Source organism: Winogradskyella sp. A3E31 (assembly GCF_046720935.1).
In the GTDB taxonomy this organism is placed as follows: Bacteria; Bacteroidota; Bacteroidia; order Flavobacteriales; family Flavobacteriaceae; genus Winogradskyella.
In genome coordinates, this window is sequence record NZ_JBHNWH010000002.1 from 43918 (window position 1) to 67158 (window position 23241).

17 protein-coding genes are annotated in these 23241 nt (G+C 34.2%); 15 read left to right on the top strand and 2 right to left on the bottom strand.

Features of this window, described 5'->3' with window-relative positions; translation table 11 throughout:
* Positions 1–82 precede the first annotated feature (82 nt).
* The 6 genes from proC (at position 83) to rpe (ending at position 5183) form a co-directional block, all read left to right on the top strand.
* Positions 83–889, top strand: a complete 807-nt coding sequence (gene proC / locus ACFEMA_RS02795) for a pyrroline-5-carboxylate reductase (RefSeq protein ID WP_411766463.1) — start codon at positions 83–85, stop codon at positions 887–889.
* A 1-nt stretch (position 890) separates the two neighbouring features.
* Positions 891–1670, top strand: a complete 780-nt coding sequence (proB, locus tag ACFEMA_RS02800; protein WP_411766464.1) for a glutamate 5-kinase — start codon at positions 891–893, stop codon at positions 1668–1670.
* 12 nt (positions 1671–1682) lie between these two features.
* On the top strand, positions 1683–2882 hold the full coding sequence (locus ACFEMA_RS02805) for a glutamate-5-semialdehyde dehydrogenase (RefSeq protein WP_411766465.1): 1200 nt from the start codon (positions 1683–1685) through the stop codon (positions 2880–2882).
* A gap of 78 nt (positions 2883–2960) precedes the next feature.
* Complete coding sequence (locus ACFEMA_RS02810) at positions 2961–3335, top strand: hypothetical protein (RefSeq protein WP_411766466.1); 375 nt, start codon at positions 2961–2963, stop codon at positions 3333–3335.
* Between the two features lie 94 nt (positions 3336–3429).
* The gene (locus ACFEMA_RS02815; RefSeq protein WP_094967995.1) at positions 3430–4293 is read left to right on the top strand and encodes an RNA polymerase sigma factor RpoD/SigA; all 864 of its coding nucleotides are present in this window, start codon (positions 3430–3432) and stop codon (positions 4291–4293) included.
* A 227-nt stretch (positions 4294–4520) separates the two neighbouring features.
* Entirely contained in the window at positions 4521–5183 is a 663-nt protein-coding gene (gene rpe / locus ACFEMA_RS02820; RefSeq protein WP_411766467.1) for a ribulose-phosphate 3-epimerase, read from the top strand.
* Here the strand turns inward: rpe and wecB are convergent.
* Complete coding sequence (wecB, locus tag ACFEMA_RS02825; protein ID WP_411766468.1) at positions 5180–6286, bottom strand: non-hydrolyzing UDP-N-acetylglucosamine 2-epimerase; 1107 nt, start codon at positions 6284–6286, stop codon at positions 5180–5182. The two genes, rpe and wecB, sit on opposite strands and share 4 nt — an antisense overlap.
* 43 nt (positions 6287–6329) lie before the next feature.
* Positions 6330–7184 carry a zinc-dependent peptidase gene (locus ACFEMA_RS02830; protein ID WP_411766469.1) on the bottom strand — a complete coding sequence of 285 codons (855 nt, stop codon included), beginning with the start codon at positions 7182–7184 and terminating at the stop codon, positions 6330–6332.
* A gap of 172 nt (positions 7185–7356) precedes the next feature.
* Here ACFEMA_RS02830 and ACFEMA_RS02835 point away from each other — a divergent pair, with 172 nt between their 5' ends.
* The 9 genes from ACFEMA_RS02835 (at position 7357) to ACFEMA_RS02875 (ending at position 23235) form a co-directional block, all read left to right on the top strand.
* A complete protein-coding gene (locus ACFEMA_RS02835; RefSeq protein ID WP_411766470.1) occupies positions 7357–7830 on the top strand; it encodes a hypothetical protein in 474 nt (157 codons plus the stop codon).
* A gap of 265 nt (positions 7831–8095) precedes the next feature.
* Positions 8096–9862, top strand: coding sequence for a hypothetical protein (locus tag ACFEMA_RS02840; protein WP_411766471.1), 1767 nt, complete (start codon positions 8096–8098; stop codon positions 9860–9862).
* A 46-nt stretch (positions 9863–9908) separates the two neighbouring features.
* Positions 9909–10700, top strand: coding sequence for a gamma-glutamylcyclotransferase family protein (locus ACFEMA_RS02845; RefSeq protein ID WP_411766472.1), 792 nt, complete (start codon positions 9909–9911; stop codon positions 10698–10700).
* A 26-nt stretch (positions 10701–10726) separates the two neighbouring features.
* On the top strand, positions 10727–11443 hold the full coding sequence (locus ACFEMA_RS02850; protein ID WP_411766473.1) for a hypothetical protein: 717 nt from the start codon (positions 10727–10729) through the stop codon (positions 11441–11443).
* Entirely contained in the window at positions 11443–16824 is a 5382-nt protein-coding gene (locus tag ACFEMA_RS02855) for an AAA family ATPase (RefSeq protein WP_411766475.1), read from the top strand. The genes ACFEMA_RS02850 and ACFEMA_RS02855 overlap by 1 nt, the downstream gene beginning before the upstream one ends.
* Positions 16825–16875: 51 nt before the next feature.
* Positions 16876–17856 carry a glutathione synthase gene (gene gshB, locus ACFEMA_RS02860; protein WP_411766477.1) on the top strand — a complete coding sequence of 327 codons (981 nt, stop codon included), beginning with the start codon at positions 16876–16878 and terminating at the stop codon, positions 17854–17856.
* The gene (locus ACFEMA_RS02865; protein ID WP_411766479.1) at positions 17853–19187 is read left to right on the top strand and encodes a glutamate-cysteine ligase family protein; all 1335 of its coding nucleotides are present in this window, start codon (positions 17853–17855) and stop codon (positions 19185–19187) included. Before gshB ends, ACFEMA_RS02865 begins: the two co-directional genes overlap by 4 nt.
* 164 nt (positions 19188–19351) lie before the next feature.
* Positions 19352–20668: a hypothetical protein gene (locus ACFEMA_RS02870; protein ID WP_411766481.1), complete on the top strand. Its 1317-nt coding sequence runs from the start codon at positions 19352–19354 to the stop codon at positions 20666–20668.
* 44 nt (positions 20669–20712) lie between these two features.
* Complete coding sequence (locus ACFEMA_RS02875) at positions 20713–23235, top strand: alkaline phosphatase family protein (RefSeq protein ID WP_411766482.1); 2523 nt, start codon at positions 20713–20715, stop codon at positions 23233–23235.
* Positions 23236–23241: the final 6 nt, after the last annotated feature.

Genomic DNA, 23241 nt, shown 5'->3' on the forward strand with positions numbered 1-23241 from the left:
AATTCTTAAAATTAAAACCTCGTTTTGGCACTGTCGCACAGTCCTTGAGGCTTATAGAGTATATTTATTATAAAATAAAATTATGAAAGTATTAGTCATTGGAGCTGGTAACATGGGTTTGACCTATTCTGAAGGAATGGTAAAAACATCACTTTTAGGAAAAAAACGCCTAAAGATTTATGATACAGATCCAAAAAAAATTAAAACTTTAAGAGAAGAACCTCACTTTGAGGTGTACAATGCATTGGGAGATTGCCTTCCGCATGCCGATATTGTATTTATTGCCGTAAAGCCATACCATTGCGATGCTCTTTTTGAAGAAATGAGATCCATGGTAAACAGTGAACAACTATTTGTTTCACTCATGGCCGGTGTGACAATCGAAACTATTCAAGAGAAACTGAATATCAAAAAGGTGGTCCGTACAATGCCAAATCTCCCTGCAAAGGTTGGTAAAGGAGTCACTTCCTATACCGAAGCAAAAGAAGTGTCGCGAGTTGAGTTACTCATGGTGAGGCATTTATTAGACTCTACTGGGACATCCATCCATGTTAAAAACGAAAACTACATTGATGCTTCAACAGGAATTTCAGGTAGTGGTCCTGCATATGTCTTTTACTTTATGCAATCTATGTTAGAAGCAGCACTAAAAATGGGCTTTTCTGATTACGATTCTAAAGTATTGGTGAGTAATACTTTTGAAGGAGCTATAGAATTATTCAATCAGTCAAATTTATCTCCTGAACGCTGGATTGATAAGGTGGCTTCCAAAGGAGGAACAACTCAGGCTGCCATAGACTCTATGGAAGATAATAATGTAAAGCAACTTATACAAGATGCTGCTTATGCTGCATTTGATAGAGCTGTGGAACTTGGAGAAAACAAGTAATATGAAAACAGATATTAAACGTATTGTTGTTAAAGTTGGTACTAATGTACTAACCAATAGAGATAACAGAATTTTAGGACCAATTTTAAGGGAATTGGTAAGACAAATCTCTGTATTATACGAACAAGATATTATGGTCGTCCTGGTCAGCTCTGGTTCTGCAATGGCAGGCATGGAAGTTCTTGGTGACACCAAAATACAAGACAAAGCGATAAGAAGACAAGTTTATTCTTCTGTTGGGCAGCCAAGGATGATGAGACATTACTACAGTATTTTTCATGACTATGGAATGCGCTGTGCCCAGGTTTTAGCAACAAAGCGCGATTTTGACCCAGGTAAGCATCGACAAAACATGATTAATTGTTACGAAGGTTTATTGTCAGAGGGAGTTATACCGATCGCTAATGAGGATGATGCTGTATCACTATCCATGTCTATGTTTTCAGACAATGATGAATTGGCCAGTTTGGTAGCAGAATTATTGGACGCAGACCGATTGATTATTTTGTCAGATACAGATGGGCTTTACACGGGACACCCTGATGATGAAAATTCCACAAAACTAAACGAGGTTAAAACAAACCAAAACGTTGAAAAATATGTGAAAGCATCTAACAAAAAAGAAGGTGAAGGTCGTGGCGGCATGGAGTCAAAATTAAAGATTGCCAAAGGGACAGCACAAAAAAACATTCCGACCTATATCGCAAACGGAAAACGAGAAAATGTCATTGTTGACATTGTAAACGATATGCCTGTTGGAACAAAATTTATTCACGCTTAAAAAAAACAAACAATGAAACTTATACATACAGATAAAAAAAATAACGTTTTAAAATCTATGATTCGGATTATAGATGAAGAACGTTCTAATATAATAGCAGAAAACAAAAAAGATCTTGAAGCTTTTAACAGAGACGACCAAGCACTATACGATCGCTTGGTGGTTAATGACAGAAAAGTCGATGATATGATTGCGGCTGTAAAAGCAGTAAAAAACCAAGATGACCCTGTCGGGAAAGAACTATCCAATCTTACGTTAGACAGTGGGCTAAACATCGTTAACAAGACGTCCCCTTTCGGAACAATCTTGATTATATACGAATCTCGCCCAGATGTCACAATTGAAGCTGCTGTATTAGCTTTTAAGGCCAACAATAAAATTTTATTAAAAGGAGGAAAAGAAGCTTATAATAGTAACATCATTCTCGAAAAATGCTGGCACAAGGCATTGGAAGAAAATGGGCTTTCAAAAGAATGGATTAAGCTTTTACATTTAAAAAGAGAAGAGACCCAAGAATTTTTAAGAAACCCTTCAGAACCTTTGGATTTAATTGTTCCAAGAGGTGGAGAACGTCTTATTAAATTTGTGAAAGACCATGCAGAATGTGCAGTTTTAGTTAGTGGTCGAGGAAATAACTTTCTGTATGTATCTGAGCATGCAGATTGGGGCAAAGCCGTAAAAGTTATTATCAATGCAAAAACGGATAAGATTTCTGGTTGCAATGCTTTGGATAAGGTACTTATCAATAAAAATCTACCGGAATATGAGAAAAAGGTAAACGTATTGAGTGAAAAACTTAAACAAGCTAATGTTGAAATTGTTGTAGATGACAAGATTTCAAAGGTATTGCCTAACGAGGAAACCATACCTAGCAAGGAGTTATGGTACGAAGAATTTTTAGCTTTAAAAATACTAATAGCCGAAGTCAACACTATTGAAGATGCTATTGATAATATAAACACCTTTTCTGGAAAGCATTCCGCAGCAATTATTACAGAAGACAACTCCGAAGCTGAGACATTTATGCAAAATGTTGATAGTGCAGCCGTTTACCACAATGCCTCTACTCGGTTTACTGATGGTGGACAAATGGGAGTTGGAGCAGAATTGGCTATTAGTACGGACAAATTGCACCATCGCGGACCACTTGGACTAAATCAACTAGTCACCAATAAATATTATGTATTTGGAGATGGACATGTAAGAGTCTAAGCAGCAGTTATACTGTATTTATGTGTTCAAAGGGTTCAATATTTTGAATTGTGCTCAAAAATGCTTATATTATCGGTTATGATACAGCAAGATAAAGACAAGTACCAAGAAGAATTAAGCGCATCAATCAGTTATTTAGAGAACCTAGGTTACAATAATATTAAAGCAGATATGGAAGGTTACGAAACACCAAAATCGTACCTAAAAAAAGGGAGTGATGTTTCCGTAACACCAGATATAGTGGCAGAAAAAGAAGGCAGGAGATATATGTTCGATTTAAGCCTTAAAAGTGTTAAACCAAGATTATTAAAGTCAAAATGGTTGTTTTTAAACACATTAAGCCAAATAAAGTCATATCGATTTAGGCTAATTACCAAACGTGGTCACTATAAGTTTTCTAGTGAAATTACAGATGCCATTAATTTGGATACTGTTAAAATCATTAAATTATAAACTTTTTTTTAAAGTATTGTAACATTTTCATGCATATTTACGTATAACTACTTAGCAACACGAAGTTGCTGTTAATTTGTATAGTAAATAAAGCATGAGACAGCTTAAAATTACAAAGCAGGTTACCAATAGGGAAACTGCTTCTTTAGACAAATATTTACAAGAAATTGGAAAGGTTGACCTTATCACAGCTGATGAAGAGGTAGAATTGGCACAGCGTATAAAAGCTGGTGATCAAATTGCTCTTGAAAAGCTAACTAAAGCGAATTTACGATTTGTGGTTTCTGTTGCAAAGCAATACCAAAACCAAGGTTTAACATTGCCAGATTTAATCAATGAAGGTAATTTAGGTCTTATAAAAGCAGCGCAACGTTTTGATGAAACCCGTGGTTTTAAGTTCATTTCTTATGCGGTGTGGTGGATTAGACAATCGATTTTACAGGCCTTAGCTGAACAATCTCGTATTGTTAGATTACCGCTTAATAAGATTGGTTCTATTAATAAAATCAATAAGACGTTTGCCTTTTTAGAGCAAAGTCATGAGCGTCCACCTTCGGCTGAGGAAATTGCCAAGGAGTTGGATATGACCATAAACGACGTAAAGGAATCAATGAAGAATTCTGGCCGTCACGTCTCAATGGACGCACCATTGGTTGAAGGAGAAGATTCTAACCTCTATGATGTATTACGTAGTGGTGAATCACCAAATCCGGATAAAGATTTGTTGCATGAATCTCTAAGAACTGAGATTGAGCGTGCATTAGAAACATTGACACCACGTGAAGCAGATGTTATTAGGTTATATTTTGGTTTAGGTAACCAACACCCAATGACTCTAGAGGAAATTGGTGAAACATTTGATTTAACTCGTGAGCGTGTTAGACAAATTAAAGAAAAAGCAATTAGACGTTTAAAACATACGTCTAGAAGTAAAATATTAAAAACATATTTAGGTTAGTAAACTTTTTACGACCTAATGAAGGCAACAACAGTTACAAACATAACTGTTCGTTTTTTGATTGATGAAAGAACCCACGGCTGATTACCGTGGGTTCACTTTTATATATAGTCTACATTTTAAAATCTTCTTTATAAGCTGTTAGTAATTCTTAAAAGTCTTGGAATTCTAATCCCTTTCAAAATTCATTTTTAACTACTTTTGTATAAATTAAAATTCTACAAATAATGGCTGAAAAATTAATTGCCCCATCAATGTTGGCATCCGACTTTGGAAACCTACAACGCGATACAGAAATGGTAAATAACAGTGATGCTGATTGGTTTCACATCGATGTTATGGATGGACATTTTGTTCCTAATATTTCTTATGGGATGCCAGTAATTTCAGCTATTAAAAAACATGCCACCAAGCCACTTGATGTACATCTTATGATTGAAAAGCCCGAGCGTTATATTGAAGAATTTGCTAAAGTTGGGGCGGACATTATAACCGTACATCACGAATCGACTGTTCACCTTCATAGAACGTTAAGACAAATTAAAGATGCTGGTTGTAAAGCGGGCATTGTTTTAAATTTAACGACACCTGTTTCTGTTCTTGAGGATATTTTACCCGAGTGTTATATGATTCTATTAATGTCCATTAATCCTGGATTTGGTGGTCAAAAATTTGAAGACATTACCTATCAGCGTATTAAAAAGCTACGTAAGATGATTGACGACAGAAATTTAAACACACTTATAGAAATCGATGGTGGTGTTACTGACAAAAACATTAAAAAACTTGTGGATGCTGGTGCTGATGTGTTTGTTGCAGGCAGCCATGTATTTAGAAGTGAGAGTCAACCACAAACTATAAAAACACTGAAAGAATTAGCTAATTCTTAAGCCTCAGAAACACCTTCTGCTTCTAGCAAAGCTTTGAGCAATCGCTCGGCGGTTTGCCCATCCCACAAAGGTATTTTACGACCCTTTTTCCAATTGCCTTCAAAAAGGCGATCAAAAAGTGGTTTTAAATTTTCAGGTTGTGTTCCTGCTAAAATATTAGTTCCCAAGCTAATGGTTTCAGGACGTTCAGTATTATTACGTAATGTAATGCATGGCACATTTAAAACAGAGGCTTCTTCCGTTATACCGCCAGAATCTGTGATTACGGCTTTTGCATGTTCTACCAAGTAATTGAATTCTAAATACGATAAGGGTTTAACAATATGTAATCGCTCATCTTCAATATGCAGTTTAGATAGCATTTTGACTGTTCGTGGATGTGCCGGAAAAATAATTGGCAACTCACGAGTTTGAACAATGATTTCTTTTAGCAACTCCTGTAATTTCTCTTGTGCATCGACATTAGCTGGCCGATGCATGGTTAAAACAAAATAATTCTGGTTTTTTAAACCAATGCTATCCCAACATGGTGGTTTTATAAAATTAGGCTGTTGTTTTAAAAGAGTATCTATCATAGTATTACCAACCAAAAACAATTGCTCTTCTCCCATACCCTGCTGCTCTAAGTTTTCATTTGCTTTTTTGGAAGTGGTAAAGAAATAATCTGTTATGCTATCAGTAATTATTCTATTAACTTCTTCTGGCATATTGATGTCACCAGACCGAATACCACCTTCTACATGCGCTACTTTTGTATGCATCTTTTTAGCCACAATCGCACAGGCCATTGTTGAAGTAACATCACCAACAACCATCACTAAGTTCGATGGGTGCTCAATTAAATCCTTTTCAAAAGCAATCATAATGGCTGCTGTTTGCTCCGCTTGTGAATTTCCTGAACATTCTAGGTTTATGTGTGGATCTGGAATTTCTAACTGTTCAAAAAAACTACCAGACATATTCTTATCGTAATGCTGACCAGTATGCACCAATCGGTAATCTATTTGCACACCATTTTGCTCCAAACGCTCTATTTCGTGGATTATCGGAGCAATTTTCATAAAATTAGGACGTGCCCCAGCAACAATGGTAATTCTATACATGACTAATTTCTTTATACTTTCAAAAATAAGCTATTCAGAAAAACTAATACCCTGCAAAATTAAAATTGAGCATCTGTTTGGTGTATTCATAAAGTTTTGGGAATTGAGCTTTAAAATCCCTTGGGGTCTCTATAAAACATTCGAGTAAGACAGCAGTAAATTCAAATTCATTGGTATAAGCATAGGTTCTAAAATAATGAGAGGCAATTAATTTTTGACGTATTGGCTCATTATCTCTTAAGTAGCGCTTGAGTTCCTTAAGGCCATTACTAAAGATAACAGCACTGATGTCTTCGTTCCTAAAACTATTAAAGTGAATAGCATGGCCAAACTCGTGAATCCCCAAATTAAGATTGTCGTTACCAATTTCATAACCAAATTTAAAATCCTCCCAAGAAATGACAATGGCACCCATCTTAGGGTTAAATTCACCTTTATGTAAAACTCCAGATTTGTTGATGTATTTAGTTGGGTATATTAAAATCGCATCTATAATGTCCAGTATATAATGCTTAAAACCAAAAGTTAAAGTGGTTGCAGTAGCGGCAATCAAGACTTTCATTTCATCTGTAACGGTGAGCCCTTCCCTACCAACAAAATCCTTGGAGTCGATAAATGTGGCCACTCTATGTCTAAAGATTCTTTTCTCTTTTAAGTTCAACTTCTTATAAAACGAATAGTGGTTCCGTAGGATGTGACGTTGACTTTTGCTTAATTTCTTTCTGAAAACAATTGGACTATAAAAAAAAGGTCTATTATATTTTTCAGCATAAAGTTGCTCAAAATATATATAGAAACGGCTTAGAACAATCCAAGCCATACCCACAAAAAAAATGATGATAAGCACCAAACGGGTCGTTGGGTGCATTTCTATGGCAATAGTTAGGGGCGTACTCATTTTACAAATATAATCAAGACTACAATACCATTATTTTTCTAAACAAAACGAAGATGTTTTAGATGAATTGTAACTATTGACCAAAAAGAATTAGCGGTTATTGGTTATCTTTGGAATATAAGACAACTACAATTGTGTTTGCCTAACCGTTACTAATTAATCAAAAAAGACCATGATTGAAAAAGGAAATTTAAATAGTTTACATCTATTTGGTATCTGTGTCTTCTCATTTCTTTCCATTTATGAGTTTACAAGTCTTATTGAATACCTTTCTGAACAGGTTTTGTTTATAAACATCCCTAATTCCATTTCCATTCTTTGGTTGCCAGAAGCGATTGGTTTAACTACATATATCCTTCTATTAGTATGGCTGGTCAAAAAAATAAGAAAACAAGAACTGATCTATTCAAAAAGGTTATTGGCAACCTCTATTTTTATCTTTTTAGGCCTGATCCTTTTTAGGTTTTTATACTCTTTCTATGGCACAGGATTACTTTTTGAAAGCTTTCCGGAAGCGTTTGATGCATTTCACCAATTAAGGGAGGAAAATCAGAATCTTCAGCGTATTACGTCTTTTGTCCCTACATTAAAATATGTGATATTGGCTACGTTACTACTCTTTAATAAAAAATTGTTTCATACTTAGAATATAAATCACTGGCCAATAATACACTACTTAACTTAAAGGTAATAGTAAAATTTTATTATTATTACTTACCCCCACGATATAATTTATCATCATCATAATTCTTAAAAAAACTTCTTTTTTCATTTAACAATAATTTCATACCTTCAAGGTCGGTTTCCTACGCTGCCTTATGATATAGATTTCGACTGATTTAATCAATAGTCGTTGATGATTGCCCTATCAAATCACAATTGAATATTAATTGAATTAAAAAGCCAGAAATATGTCAAATAAAATGGATTCTTCTAAATGGAAATCTGATCCAAAAACTAATTTTTGGAACAATCAAAGCAATTGGGAATCAGATAATATACCAAGTAAACTTGCTATTTTTTCAATCTCCTGTAATACAAATATTGGATTCACTGAGGATAGTGAAGCTCAAATTGACCAGATAGAATTTACAGAAGACGCCCCCTCCTATAACTTCAATATAAAAATATACAAACAAATTCCAGCTTTAACAATTAAAGGAAAAGGAGTAATTAATAACTCTAAGAGGCAACAGTGCTTTAGTATTGCTTCGAGAGGTGTTGGTCGTGGTACACCGCAATTGAAATTTGCAAATAATGCATCAGCTGGAAATTTTAATATGCTCTATTATGCAGGGCCTGAATCATTAGAAAATGGATTTGGAGGCGGCGTTATCGCTTTTACTGATAAATCAACAGGTGGCTCGGCCTTTTTCACAATCAGAACAGGTAAACTTAGACCACCATCAGAAAATAGTACCGTTGGCGCAGAGGTAAGCTTTAATGATTTTTCTAATGCAGGCAATGCTCGTTTTACAGTGTTTGGCACACTAGGAACAGATGGAGATACCTTTGGAAATGCTGTTTTTCATGATAATGCTTCAGCCGAGCAGGCAGTGTTTACTAATATTGGAGGAACAGTACATAGTGGAGATGGCGGTAATACGCAATTTTATGACAAGACAACAGCTGCATTCGGAACATACGATAACTACGGTGGCAATGTAGAGAAAGCAAACGGTGGAGATGTAGCTTTTGACGGAGTTGCGACAGCTGGCAATGGCTTATTTTATAATAGAGCAGCTAAGGTTGACGGGGCTTATGGTGGTGTCACTAGTTTTAACAATAATCCTAATATTTTTAGTAACCACCCTCATATTACTACTAAAAAAGGTGCAACCGCAGGCTCAGCTACACTTCATAATTTTGGTGCTTCAGAAAATTATTTAGGCGGTGGCGGACATACAGAATTCACAGCAAAATACGCGTGTTGCACTGCAGGCAACGGCACTTTTTATAATTATGGAAGCATCTTAAACAAAAGATCTTCTGCTGGGCATACAATTTTTTCTGTTAGTAAACCAACTAAAAACTTTCCTTCTGCAGGCAATGGTACGTTTTATAATTATCCAAGCACTGTAAAAAATGGTGCTGGTGGATTTACCGAATTTAGTATGTATGATGAAGGTACTTATATTGAGCCACCGACTGCTGAGCAAGGAACGTTTATCAATCTAGGTGCATCAGTTAAAGGTGCTAATGGCGGATATACATCTTTCTCTAACGAAACAACAGCTTCAAAATCTACACTAATTGCCTACGGTGGAATAAACGGTGGCAATGGTGGACGGGTACTGTTTAATGACAATAGTAACGGCGGCTCATCAAATATCGAACTTTTTGGTAACGCTGAATTAGATTTAAGTTACCATAATGGTCCAATTACTATTAAAAGTTTGAGCTTACAAGGAGGTATAATTAAAATGGCTATTAACGATAATCCTACAGCAATAAAGGTATCTCAAAAATTAATTTTAAACTCTTCAGAAATAAATTTCTCATTTTATCTAGACGAAAAAAATGGATTTAAATATGATACACCATACTCTATTTTGTTTGCAAAAAACTTAAATAAATTTGAAACGAGTATATTTAAAGGAACCAAAGTCAATAATATAGACCCTGTTTTTACTATTGCAGAAAATGTATTATTTGTAATCTATCCTACAAAAAATTAGGAATACAAAAAACTTGGTTTCTAGGACTAAGCAATAAATTTATTAGATGTTTAATTATTTCGGATATGGGTCGAATATTAATTTAACCGCTCTTAAAGCAAAGGGCGTAGAACCACTTTCTTCAGAGGTTGGAAAACTAAAAGGCTGGCGTTTAAAATTTAATGTGCAACACTGGTTTAAACATGAAGGTGGAATGGGCAATATTGAAAAAACTAATTCTATTAACGATTATGTGGAGGGAATTCTCCATGTGTGTGAGGACGACTCTTTAATTCAGCTAGATAAGTTAGAAGCATTAGGTATCGGCTATGACCGAATCGAAATAGATGTTGAAACAAAAAATGGTCGGGTAAAGGCCCTAACTTATGTTGGGTTGCCAAATTTTATTAATAATAATTGCTTACCAACTCAAAGGTACAAGAACATAATAGTTTCGGGGGCTGAGAAAGCTGGTCTTACAAGCTCATACATAAATAAAATAAAAAAAGTTAAAACCCATAAAATAGCAGACTATCCAAAATTTGTATACCCTTTACAAAATAATAATACTTTCAATAAAAAAACGCTTTCTGATAAAACCTATTTAACGGCATTAAATGGATTTGTTTTTGATATGAGAAATTCAAGAAAAGAATTAGAATGTCTATTAGATATTTTTGGAGGTAAGGACATGACACTTTTTCATTTAAAACGATTGGATAGTAGTAAGGGAAATGAATCTTTAGAAGATATTATAAATGGCAATATTAGTGAAGAGGGATTAAATTACATAAACATCTATTTACACGAATATTCAAAAGAATTTAAGTGTGTTGGCAGATATACCTACACACAATAATTGTTAACCAACTAAACCATATTGTAATGTGTAATCAACAAGAAATAGTAAATCATAGTAAAATCCAAAAAATCTTTGAAGATGTTTTTTTTGTAACAGGAACGATGAAAAATGAATTTTTTGGTTCCATGTGGCAGTTTAGCAGAAATATGACAATTGTTAGGGAGGATGGAAACCTCAGCATTTTTAATTCAGTTAAGTTAAATGAAGATGGACTGAAAGCATTAGATGAGCTTGGAAAGGTAACCAATGTTGTAAGAATTGGCGATATGCATGGAATTGACGATGAATTCTATATAAAACGCTACAACGCTAAATTTTGGGCATTACCAGATATGACTATAGAAAGTGCTCTAAAAATTGATGAACCTTTAATTGAAGGTAATAAGTTGCCTATAAAAAATGCTTCCTTATTTATATTTAATACTGTAAAGCGTCCAGAATGTATTATTAGACTCGACAAAGAAGGTGGGATTATGATTGCCTGCGATTCTCTTCAAAATTGGGAAGCCCCAGATGAATTTTTTGATGAATCAACGATAAAAACAATGAAGCAGATGAACTTTTTTCAATCTGCTAACCTTGGTCCTGCTTGGATGCATGAGAGTCAACCTCAAAAAGATGATTTTGTAAGATTAAAAGACATCCAATTTAAACATGCCCTTTGCGGTCATGGCACACCTCTATTGCACAATGCACAACAAGCATTTCAGGAAAGGTTTAAACAAGCTTTTAATATTTAATGTCTCTAAAATTAAATAAAGAATATTTAGAAATTATACCTGGGTATATGCTTAATGATGAGATTCATAGATCTCAAAAACACGTATTATATAAGGCCACAAGAAAGACAGATAATCTAGATGTTGTTATTAAGACTTTTAATTCTGAATTTTTAAAGAAAGACGATTTATTAAAAATTAGGAGGGAGTACGAAATAATTACACAATTTGAAGATGATCATATTATTAAATGCCATGATTTAATACAATATGGTAATGCAAATGTTGGACTAGTATTAGAGGATTTTGGAATTTCACTAAGTAACTACCAGAAACAACATTCCCAAGATGTGTATTCTATTAACGACTTTTTATCAATTGCAACAGACTTGGTAAATACTATTAATGTTGTTCATAGCTATGGTATCGTTCATAATAATATCGAGACATCTAACTTTTTAATACATCCAAAAACAAAAAAAATCAAATTAATCGATTTTGATCAATCTTCTGCACTATCGCAAGAGTACTTAGAATCATCATCATTAAAAAATTGGGCCATAAAGTCTTTACCGTATTTATCCCCAGAACAAACAGGGAGGATAAACCGAGGTGTAGACTATAGATCAGATTTTTATGCCTTAGGTGCCGTATTCTATAAATTGCTAACTGGCCAGTATCTCTTTGAAGCTAATGATAATTTAGAATGGGTATACCATATTATAAGTAAAGAGCCAAAAGCACCAAACTTAATTAATAAAAATATTCCTGAAGTCTTATCTAAAATTATATTAAAATTAGTTTCGAAAAACGCTGAAAACAGGTATCAAAGTAATTATGGGCTTTTAATTGATTTACAGAAATGTAAAGAGCAAATTAAAATCCATGGTAATGATTTTTATTTTGATATTGCCCAGTCAGATATATCACAGAAATTTAAAGTTCCTCAAAAGCTCTATGGCAGAGAAAAGGAAATTAAAAAATTAGAGTCACACTTGCAAAATGCAAGTTTGGGAAGTGTTGAATTCTGCTTAGTATCTGGTTATTCAGGAGTCGGTAAAACCGCAATAGTAAAAGAATTAGGAAGAAGCATTGCGAGTAAAAATGGCTTTTTAATTGAGGGTAAATTCGATCAATTTAAACAAAACGCACCATACACAACTATTATTAGTGCCCTTGGTAATTTAATAAAGCTTTTACTAGGTGAGCCTATAAATCGATTAAAAGCCTGGAAAAAAAGAATTCTTAACGCCTTGGGAAGCAACGGTCAACTTATTATAGATTACATACCCGAACTAGAACTTATCATTGGGCAACAAGAATCGGTTTTAAACCTCCCTATAGAAGAAAGTCATAACCGTTTCCTTACTTGCTTAATTAATTTTATAAATGTTTTTGGCAGTGAAAATTATCCTCTAGTTATTTTCCTCGATGACCTTCAATGGAGCGATATCCCAACCCTAAATCTAATTAAACAATTGGTGTTATCCGAAGAATTAAACTATGTTTTTCTAATTGGCGCATATCGTAATAATGAAGTTGATGCCACGCATCCGTTAGATTTAACTCTTAGGGAAATTGAAAGGCAAAGGTTTGTAGACAACCTAGTTTTAAACCCTCTAAACAAATCTGCTACTTCATCACTAGTAAAGGATACTTTGCTCTGTAATTTAATCTTGGCAAAAGAATTGACTCAAAAAGTTTACGAAAAAACACATGGTAATCCGTTTTTTTTAATTGAGCTTTTAAAAAACTTAAAAGATAAAGGTGTTATCTATTTTGATTTAGATAAAGGTTATTGGAACTGCAATATTAATGCCTTAAATAAAGAAAAATATTCGGATAATGTTATTGACATTTTAGTAAGTAGGCAATTAGAACTTGGGGCAACAACCCAAAAAGCACTTCAGTTAGCTGCATGTATTGGATCCACATTCGATTTAAATACACTATCCATCATTCAAGAAGACTCCTTTGAAGAAACAGGTGCTTGTCTTTACGAAGCACTATTGCAAAACATGATTACACCTCTTGACGATAACTATAAATTTTTTGAAGACTACAAGAGTAAAAAGAACATAAATATAAGCTCATCTAAAACTATAAATCCAGTATATAAGTTTCAACACGACAGGGTTCAACAGGCAGCCTATTCGCAAATACCAGAGAACAAAAAAGAAACTATTCATCTGTCTATCGGAAGATTGTTACTTAAAAATTCGAAAGAAGTAAATCAAGATGAGAAATTCCTAGATATTATTAATCATTTAAATATTGGCAGACAATTAATAACTGAACAAGAAAACAGAATTCATATTGCAAAACTTAATTTAGAAGCAGGTAGAAAAGCCAAGGAATCATCAGCATATTCTTCAGCATTAGACTATTTAAAGATTGGGCGTGAAATGCTTGGTAAAATGTCCTGGCAAATCAACTATCAGCTAACATGGGAACTACACAACGAATTACAATACAGTTATTACTTAACCGGGGACTGGGAAAATGCCGATAAACTCACAAATACACTTCTAGAAAAATCAAAAACACCAATTGAGAAAGGGCTAGTATTGTCGTCTAGGACTAGACAATATTCTACAACCCAAAGGATGAAAGAATCTATTAAAGCCGCTTATGATGGCCTTTTAATATTAGGGTTCAATTTTAATGACAACCCTTCAACTAAAGATGTAGACAAAGAAGTAGAATTGGTAAAAAAACACTTAAATAATCGAGAAGTTTCAGACCTAATTCATCTACCAGAAATAAAAGATCAAAAAGCACAAATCGCGAGCCAATTAATTATGGAGATTTTCCCCGCAGCTTTTTTATCCGGAAGCGGAGAAATGTTTCCTTATTTGGTATTAAAATCTGTAAATATTGGTCTTCAATATGGTAACAGCCCAGAAACTGCATTCTCGTATGCTGCGTATGGGATGTTATTATGTGGTCACTTTAATGATACTGCCCAAGGGTACGAGTACGGAAAATTGGGAGTAAAACTCATTGAGAAATTAGATAATGTGCCTCTTAGAGCGCGCATAATGTATGTTTATGCCATGTTTGTGCATCATTGGAACAACCACTGGTCTACCATGACTCCTTGGTTTAGAAAAGGCATTGAAGCTGGCTACCAATCAGGCGATCTATTATATCTTGCATATAGTGCTCAAGACTGTATAATTTGGGATCCGTCTCTAGACCTTGAAACCTCATCTACTGAACATAAAAAATTATTAGAAATAGTTAGAGAATGTGAATATAAAGACTCACTAGATTCTGGTACTTTGTTTTTGCAAATGCAACTTAACTTTATGGGCTTAACGGTAGGAAAATTTTCACTTACCGACGAAAATTATGATGAAGATGAATGCCTAAAAGGCATGCACCAACGTCATTTTATGACTGGGATATGTAATTATCATTTGTATAAGGCTGAAATTTACCTTTTATATAACGACCCGGAAGGTGCCTTACCCCATATTATTAAATTAGAGGAAAACATCTCATCCTTTATGGCGCTTCCGCAGGCAACTAGATTTCAAATTGTTGCTTTTTTAGTGAGAGCCATGCTGATAAACCTAAATCCCAAAAAAAACAAGGGTCAATGTTTATTAAAAATGATAGAGAATCGGGATATTGTTTCAAAATGGGCCAATCAATGTCCAGAAAATTTTATGCACTTACTTCGTTTAATGGAAGCTGAACTAGCAAATATTTCAGGTAATATAGATACTGCTATAACTTTATATGAAAGCTCCATCAAACTTTCAAAAGACAATAATTACAGAAGGGATGAAGCAATGGCAAATGAGTTTACAGGAAAGTTCTTTCTAAAAAACAATCTCGTAAAAGCAGCGGAAGGCTATCTTAAAGAATCTCAGTTTTTGTACTACAGATGGGGAGCAGCTAGAAAAGTTAATGAAATGACCAAATCGTATGGTATTTATACAAATAACTCTAGAGACTCTACTAAAAAACTATTCTCCAATGACAATACGGACCAAGACACATCGCTTGATTTTAGCTCAATTTTAAAGGCTTCCCAATCCATCTCTGGAGAATTAATTTTAGATAAGCTATTGCTTTCTACCTTAACTATTTTAATGGAAAATGCAGGTGCACAAAGAGGCTTCTTACTGCTAGAAAAAGAAAATAAAATACAACTGGTAAAGTATAGGGATGGCACAAAAACTGAATTAAAAATATCAAATAACTTAAAAGACAATGAAGGCATCCCAGTGTTACCGTTAACATTAATAAATAATGCCCTAAGAACTCAAAAGCCAATAGTTATTGACAATGCTAGCGGAATTCACACCTTTTCCTCAGATCCTTATTTAAAAAAGAAAAAACCTCTTTCGATTTTATGTATTCCACTTCCAAAGCATGGTAAATGGCCAATGGCCATATATCTTGAGAATAACATTATTTCTGGCGCTTTTACCGAGGAAAGAGTGAAGGTTATAAACCTTTTGGCAAGTCAAGCCTCTATATCAATGGAAAATGCAAGAATATACGAGCAACAAAAAAGTCTTTTAAAGGCTCAAGAGCGTTTTGTGCCCGGAGAATTCCTCAAACATCTCGGTCATGAAAGTATTACAAATGTTAAACTGGGTGAATCCGTTTCAATGGAAATGAACGTTCTATTCTCGGACATATTAAATTTCACCCCATTGGTTGAAAAGCTTTCACCTAAGGCAGTCATACAATTTTTGAATAGACTATTTAATGAAATGGGTATCGTTATAAAAGGTATGGGAGGGTTTATTGACTCCTATCAGGGTGATCAAATAATGGCATTATTCCCAACATCAAGTTTTAAAGCTGTAAAAGCTGCAATAGAAATGACAAGGGCTTTATCAAATTTTAATGATTCTTCAAAAAACGAAAATATCCCACCAATAAGTATTGGAGTGGGCATTAATACAGGTCCATTAGTATTAGGAACAATGGGAGCATTAAATAGAATGCAATGTTCTGTTTTGGGAGATACCGTCAATCTTGCCTCACGGATCGAAAGTTTAACTCGGTTGTATGGAGCAAAATTACTTATTAGTGAACACACCTATAAAACTATTGAGGATAAAGACTATTTTACTTTAAGAATGGTCGATTACGTTGCAGTAAAAGGTAAAGATACGGCTGTTAAATTGTATGAAGTGATTGATGCTGAAAATGAAACCAACCGAGAGTTAAAGAAAAAAACTATGACATTAGTATCTCAAGGGATGGACCTATATTTTTCTAGAGATTTTAAAAATGCAAAAACAATATTTCTTAATGCCCGCGAAATTGACCCAACAGATAACGTTGTAAATCTCTTTCTAAATCGTATTAAAACGTATTTGAAAAACCCTCCAGATAAATCTTGGAGAGGTTATGAAAGCTTAAAACACAAATAAAACAAACAATATTTTAATTAATTTGAGTACATCTAACACATAAAAATGCACATGAGTCGAATGAGAGTTGGGTTTGTAATGGACCCTATAGAAACAATAAATCCAAAAAAAGATTCAACGCTAGCACTTATGTTAGAGGCTCAGTCTCGTGGGTGGGAAATACTATATTTAACTCTAAATGATATAGAAATAAAAAATGACTCTGCTTATGGTAAAATTACATCTATAGACGTAAATAATAAATCAGAAACGTGGTTCGAGGTTAAGCAAGAGTCTTTTGATGTATTAAGTAGTTTGGACATTATTTTTATGAGAAAAGATCCACCTTTCAATATTCAATATGTTATTTCAACATATATCCTTGAGAAAGCAGAAAAGGAAGGTGTACTTGTACTAAACAAACCTTCTGCACTAAGAAATGCCAATGAAAAGGTTTTTGCTTCAAATTTTCCACAATGTTGTCCTCCTTCGATTTTTACACGTTCTAAAAAGTCCATTTTAGATTTTTTAGAAAAGCACAATAAAATTGTTCTTAAGCCTATTGATAAAATGGGAGGGGAATCGGTGTTTATAATCAGTAAAAATGACCCAAATACTATTGTAATTATTGAGGAAGTCACTAAAAAAGAAACAGTGTACATTGTAGCTCAACTCTATTTGTCGGACATTGAAATCTCTGGTGATAAACGTATTATTTTAATTAACGGAGTACCAATACAAAATGGGATTGCACGATTTCCTCAAGGTGTTGACCATAGAGGGAATATGGCGGTTGGAAGCAAAGTAGTTGGGTTTGAACTCACCGAAAGGGATCTTTGGATTTGTTCTCAAATAAAAAATGAACTTAAGTCACAAGGCCTATTCTTTGTAGGAATAGATGTAATCGGCAATTACATAACAGAAATAAATGTAACAAGCCCAACAGGGTTAAATGAAATAAAACAAACTTCTGGTATTGATGTTTCACAAACAGTATTGGATTCAGCTAAAGTGATTTATGATGGGCATATAAAAGAACGGGAGAATAGATGAAGCAGCGTAAACTCTCTGCCGATATCATCCGCAGCTACATCGAGTCAGATTTATTAGGTCTTCAAAAAAAAACAGGCGTATCAGAACCGTTAAAAATTGGTGTAGAATTAGAACTCTTCCCTATCTCCGAAAATTCGATTAATGAAATTAAGCCTGCTCAACTTTACAATGGTAATAACCCTATAATACCATCATTAATTAAAATATCTGAGCAATACGACAAAATTTCAAAATCTAGAGCCTTTAAAATAAATCCCAATACCGATTTAACCTTAGTGGATAAGATTCCTTTTTCTAATGGGAACAGCATCTTTTTTGAACCTGGAGGCCAATTAGAAATTAGTACTAAGCCATGCCTAAGCTTAGCAGATTTAGAACATCAGATAAAATTTGGTCAAAAGATCTTAAAAGAAGTAACTCATCTATCTGGTATAAATTTTCAACAATATGGTATTAATCCTATTAAGATTAAAAAGCTTACTAACCAATTACAAAAACCAAGATATATAGCTTTAGAAAATTACTTAAATAGCATTAGTAAATACGGAAGGAAAATGATGTTAAAAACCTGTTCAATGCACATTAATGTTGATGTTGGGGATGAAGAAAGCATAAAAGCAAAACGTTTAATTGCTGCTAATTTACTTGTCCCCTTTACTACCGCAATATTTGCCAACTCCTATAAAATTAATAAAAACAGAAAGCCTTTTAAATCTTACAGAAGTTATATTTGGCAAAACATGGACAATTCTAGAACTGGAATTCTATCCCTGCACAAGCCTCTCCAATCTTTATCGATACAAGATCTTGTCGATGAGTACTATAAGTTTACAATCAATGCCCCTTTAATTTATATGTCAGAATTTGGAGCACAAGTTTTGAGCAAAGAAATGACATTAAAATATTGGATGGGTAATAAAATAAATGATGCTTGGCCAACTGTTTTAGATCTTAAAAATCATATTTCCTTACTATTCCCAGAGGTAAGAATCCAAAAAGGCTACCTAGAACTCAGGTCTATTGATTCGCCTCCTTTAGAATGGCAGTTGTCCCCAATTTGCTTTTACACAGGGTTACTTTATGATTCTAAAAATTTAGATACTATAATAGACCTACTAAAACCTTTATACCCCATATACAGTGTACTTTACAAAGAATCTTGTTATGGGTTAGAATCAAAAAAAATACGTGATATCTCTAAAACACTTATGGGTTTATCTATTGAGGGATTTTCTCGTTTACCTAGTAGTTTTAAAAATGAAGGCTACAAAGAGAAACTTGAGCACTTCAATAATAAATTTTTAATTCATGGTAAAAATTTCACAGATTAAATTACATCATAATTATTGTATGTTAATCTTGTAATCGAAAAAAATCATTATCTTACTCGTTCCTAATAGATTAAAAATCTCAATGATACATCCCAATTGAGATTTTATCAATTTACAAGACCCAAATCATTATTTAGTTTATAGTCTAACATAATATTAAATATATGGTTACACATAGTTACATTTTAGGTGCAGTAAAACCTATTGAAGAGTTATTTCCTGATCCAGAAATTGCAGATAAAAGTTTAAAATTTCAAAATTATTCAGATGTTATTAGTTACTACACCCATAATTCACTAAAAGCAGATGGCGTCAGTGAAATTCTAAATGTAGAAGTGACACCTAAAAAAGGTAATTATGAAGTAACACTCAGTAGCTCTGGTTCAAAATCTCAACTTGTTAGATTTGCAGAACGACATGTAGAAATATTCAATAAAAACCATGCTCAAAAAGCAATAAAGGGAATGGAATTGCTTAAGGAATTCGGTGTATGGAATCCAATGAAAAACTATCATGTAAATGATAGCCCATCCGATGGCACATCTAAATGGTGCCTATTTCCTCCATTAGGTCTCAATGTTATGGGGCAAAAAGGGCTTCTGTTAATGCATTATCCACCGTGGGCTGTTCCACAATTAGCGACATTTAACAATGCTATGACAATGAATCGATGGGAAAGGATTTTGAAATCCGCTGGAGTTCTTCCTGATGATGTTGACTATTACAAAACATTTATAGATGTCAACCCTATTGCAGCACCAGGTTCTGGAGAAAGTGAATACCCTAATGATTATTTCCCCATTATGATGGCTTCAGCTTTTTTTGATGGCCCAAAAGACAGAGATTATATAAAGTCTATGTTGGAGTTATATCTAACTCCACCAGGCTGGGAAGAAGACAATAAGTACACACTGCCTCTCTTAATTTGTGGCTCACCTTTATATGATCCGCAAGCACCAGGTTGGTTTAGGACTGCATATACTGATATCTTACCTCAAGACGCAAATAAAATCCCTCAAGTTAATGTGATGCAAGTTGGGACTTTTAAGGTAAGGCCTGACTCAAAAAGAGAAACACCATATTTTATTGGAAATCATATGATTGCAGCAGGTGTAACAGGTAAATGCACTAAGCACCCAGACAAGATACCCGACATACGCCAATACCAAGCTCAAGATTTGGTAGCCGCGACATTTTTAAAATTATACCATGACAATCCAAATATTCATCCTGAAGAAGCAAAGCGCCAGGCCTGTGAGCGATGGTATGGAAATCCCTACGGATTAGGTGCACCAGAACCTAAGGCCCCTAATGACCGTCGCACAATTTGTGCCCTAGCCCAAATGGATTTATTTTTTGAGCCACTTCCTAAGCCTCATCCAAAATATACATTTGAAGAAGCATGGAAAAGATGTGCGGATGCAGAAAAGCAAGACAACCCGTGTTCTGGTAAAATAAAACCTGGGGGCACCAAAGGATAAGGAAATTTATATTAAAGAATTAATCAACCAAAAATAAAACACAAATGCCTAGTCAAAATTATCAATACGTTATCAGCCAAAACAGTAAAAATAGTTCCTATCAAATATGGAGTTTCGACATTAATCACCCATCATTACTAAAAGAAATAAAGTATAATAATCCATTGATTATTCCAGAAGGAGATCAAATAATTCAAGTTGGAAATTATGTGTTGCAATGGAGTGCCATGAATAAGGATGAACAATACACCTATAGGTTATTAGAATTTAATCCTGAAGCAGATGACCCTCTAGGTAGTTTTAACACTAATACATGGACAAACAAAGCTGTACAAGCAGGTACGTGGGCCAAGAAAAAATTTTTTGGTTCAAGGTCCGACTTTTCTAACCCACAAGGTGCAAAAAAGGGCTATGAAAAAGGCGACACCCTAAAATTAGTCTCCCTTCATAATTTTGTTCTCAATTGGATACCTACTCAAGGTAGGGGGACATACCAATTATTTAATTTTGATAATGGGAGCTCGGATCCACTACCAGCACCTGTAACACCTCAAGGAGCTTGGCTATCTGTTGAGTTAGGCCATGAGCTGATTCCTATAGGCGGCTACGTTATTGATTATGAAAAGGAAACCGGCAATTATAATATCTGGCAGTTCGATGCCCAAAGCGAAAATCCTCTGAGTTATCCAGCAATAAATAAAGGTAACTGGAATTCTTTAGGAATAACTGAAGATCATGAACTTATAGTAATGGGTACGCAGGTCATCAGTTGGAATACTAAAACAAATGAATTTCAACTTTGGAATTTTAATGCAACAAGTGCTGACGTTTTAATATCTGCAGGCAAGACCGGAAAATTACCTAATGGCATAAATGAAAACTCCATATTAAATGCTGTAGAAACACTTATTCCATATAATGAAAAAGAAGCTGACACACCAGGAACAATGGATTTTATGCGTGATAAAATAGAACATGTAATCTACTATATGATAGAAAACAGATCGTTTGACCATGTGTGCGGTTGGTTGTATGAGAATAATGCTAATTACAAAGTAATTGGGCGTGAGGGGACTTTTGACGGTGTTGATAAGTCTTTTACTAACGAGTATCTGGGTAAAGAGTTTGCGATTACTAAATATAACAACGGTAAATTACCAGATCCAAATACATTAAAATATAAAAAGGGTAAACCATGTTATCCAGTTACAGGTAATGATAAACCAGGCGATGAGGAGAATTGCTTTGTGCTTGATTTAGATGAGAATGATCCGTACCATAATAACTCTGATGTACTACGGCAAATGTTTAATGATAAAAAAACATTGCAAAAATATCTTAATGGTGAAAAGCCTGAACCAGATATGGGAGGGTTTGCGATAAATAATGGTACTCGAGAAGTTATGCTTAGCTACACCCCTGAGCAATTACCAGTACTAAATGGTTTAGCTGAAAATTTTGCAATTTCAGATGATTGGTTTTGTTCAATGCCTGGCGGAACAGATGTTAATAGAGCTTTTGCTTTAACAGGATCTTCTCTCGGACATTTAGATAATTTTCAGAACGGTGTAGAATATACCGAATGGTCAGAGTATCCACATCGACCGTCAATTTGGAAAGTGTTATGGAGTAATGGAATAAAAGATTTTAAGATTTATAACGCTGTAGAATGGATTGGATGCCAATTTACCTATAATTTATTTCTTAAGGGACAAATACCATCAATCGATAATCCGTTTGTCATTGGCAACTATGCACCACAGTTAAATCAATTTTATGACGATTTAAAATATGGCACCTTACCTAAGTTTTCTTTTATTGAGCCTAAATGGGTGGCTAGCAATGGCTCGACATCGTATCACCCAGGTAATGATTTAATTCCAGGTGAACGAACCCTAAATGATATTTTTAATGCTATCCAAGATAGCCCATTATGGGAAAAGACTCTGTTTGTAATAACATTTGATGAACACGGAGGTATAGCAGACCATGTTAAGCCTCCCTATGCGGCAAACCCTTATCCAAATGATTCCATTGATGGATTTAATTTTGATATTATGGGAGTTAGAATTCCAACTATTCTTGTTTCACCTTGGATAGGAAAAAACACGGTTTTTAGATCTGGAACAGGTATATCTTATGATTCAACTTCTATATTGGCAACATTGTTAGAGTGGTCTGGTATTCCAAAATCAAGATGGTGTCTTGGTGAAAGAACTAATCAGGCTCCTACGTTTGAAGAAGTACTTACAGAAAATAACCCAAGGCAAGATAAAATAACTTTAACTGTACCTTATGATTCTAACTTCCCTTTACCTAATAAAGATGACGTTAAGAGAGGTCAAAATGGTCAAACCCAAATAAATCTGGCAAATTTACCAATTCATGGACTACATGAATTAACCGTTCCTAGAATGATAACTGATATGACACCTAATTTAAGTCAAGACGAAAGGGAAAAATTAACAGAAAATATTATGAGTACTTCTGTAAATTTAAAAGAGCTATATCACAGGTTAGATGATGTAAATAAAAAGCATAATAAAGCGCACACAACAACAGTATAGCTAAAT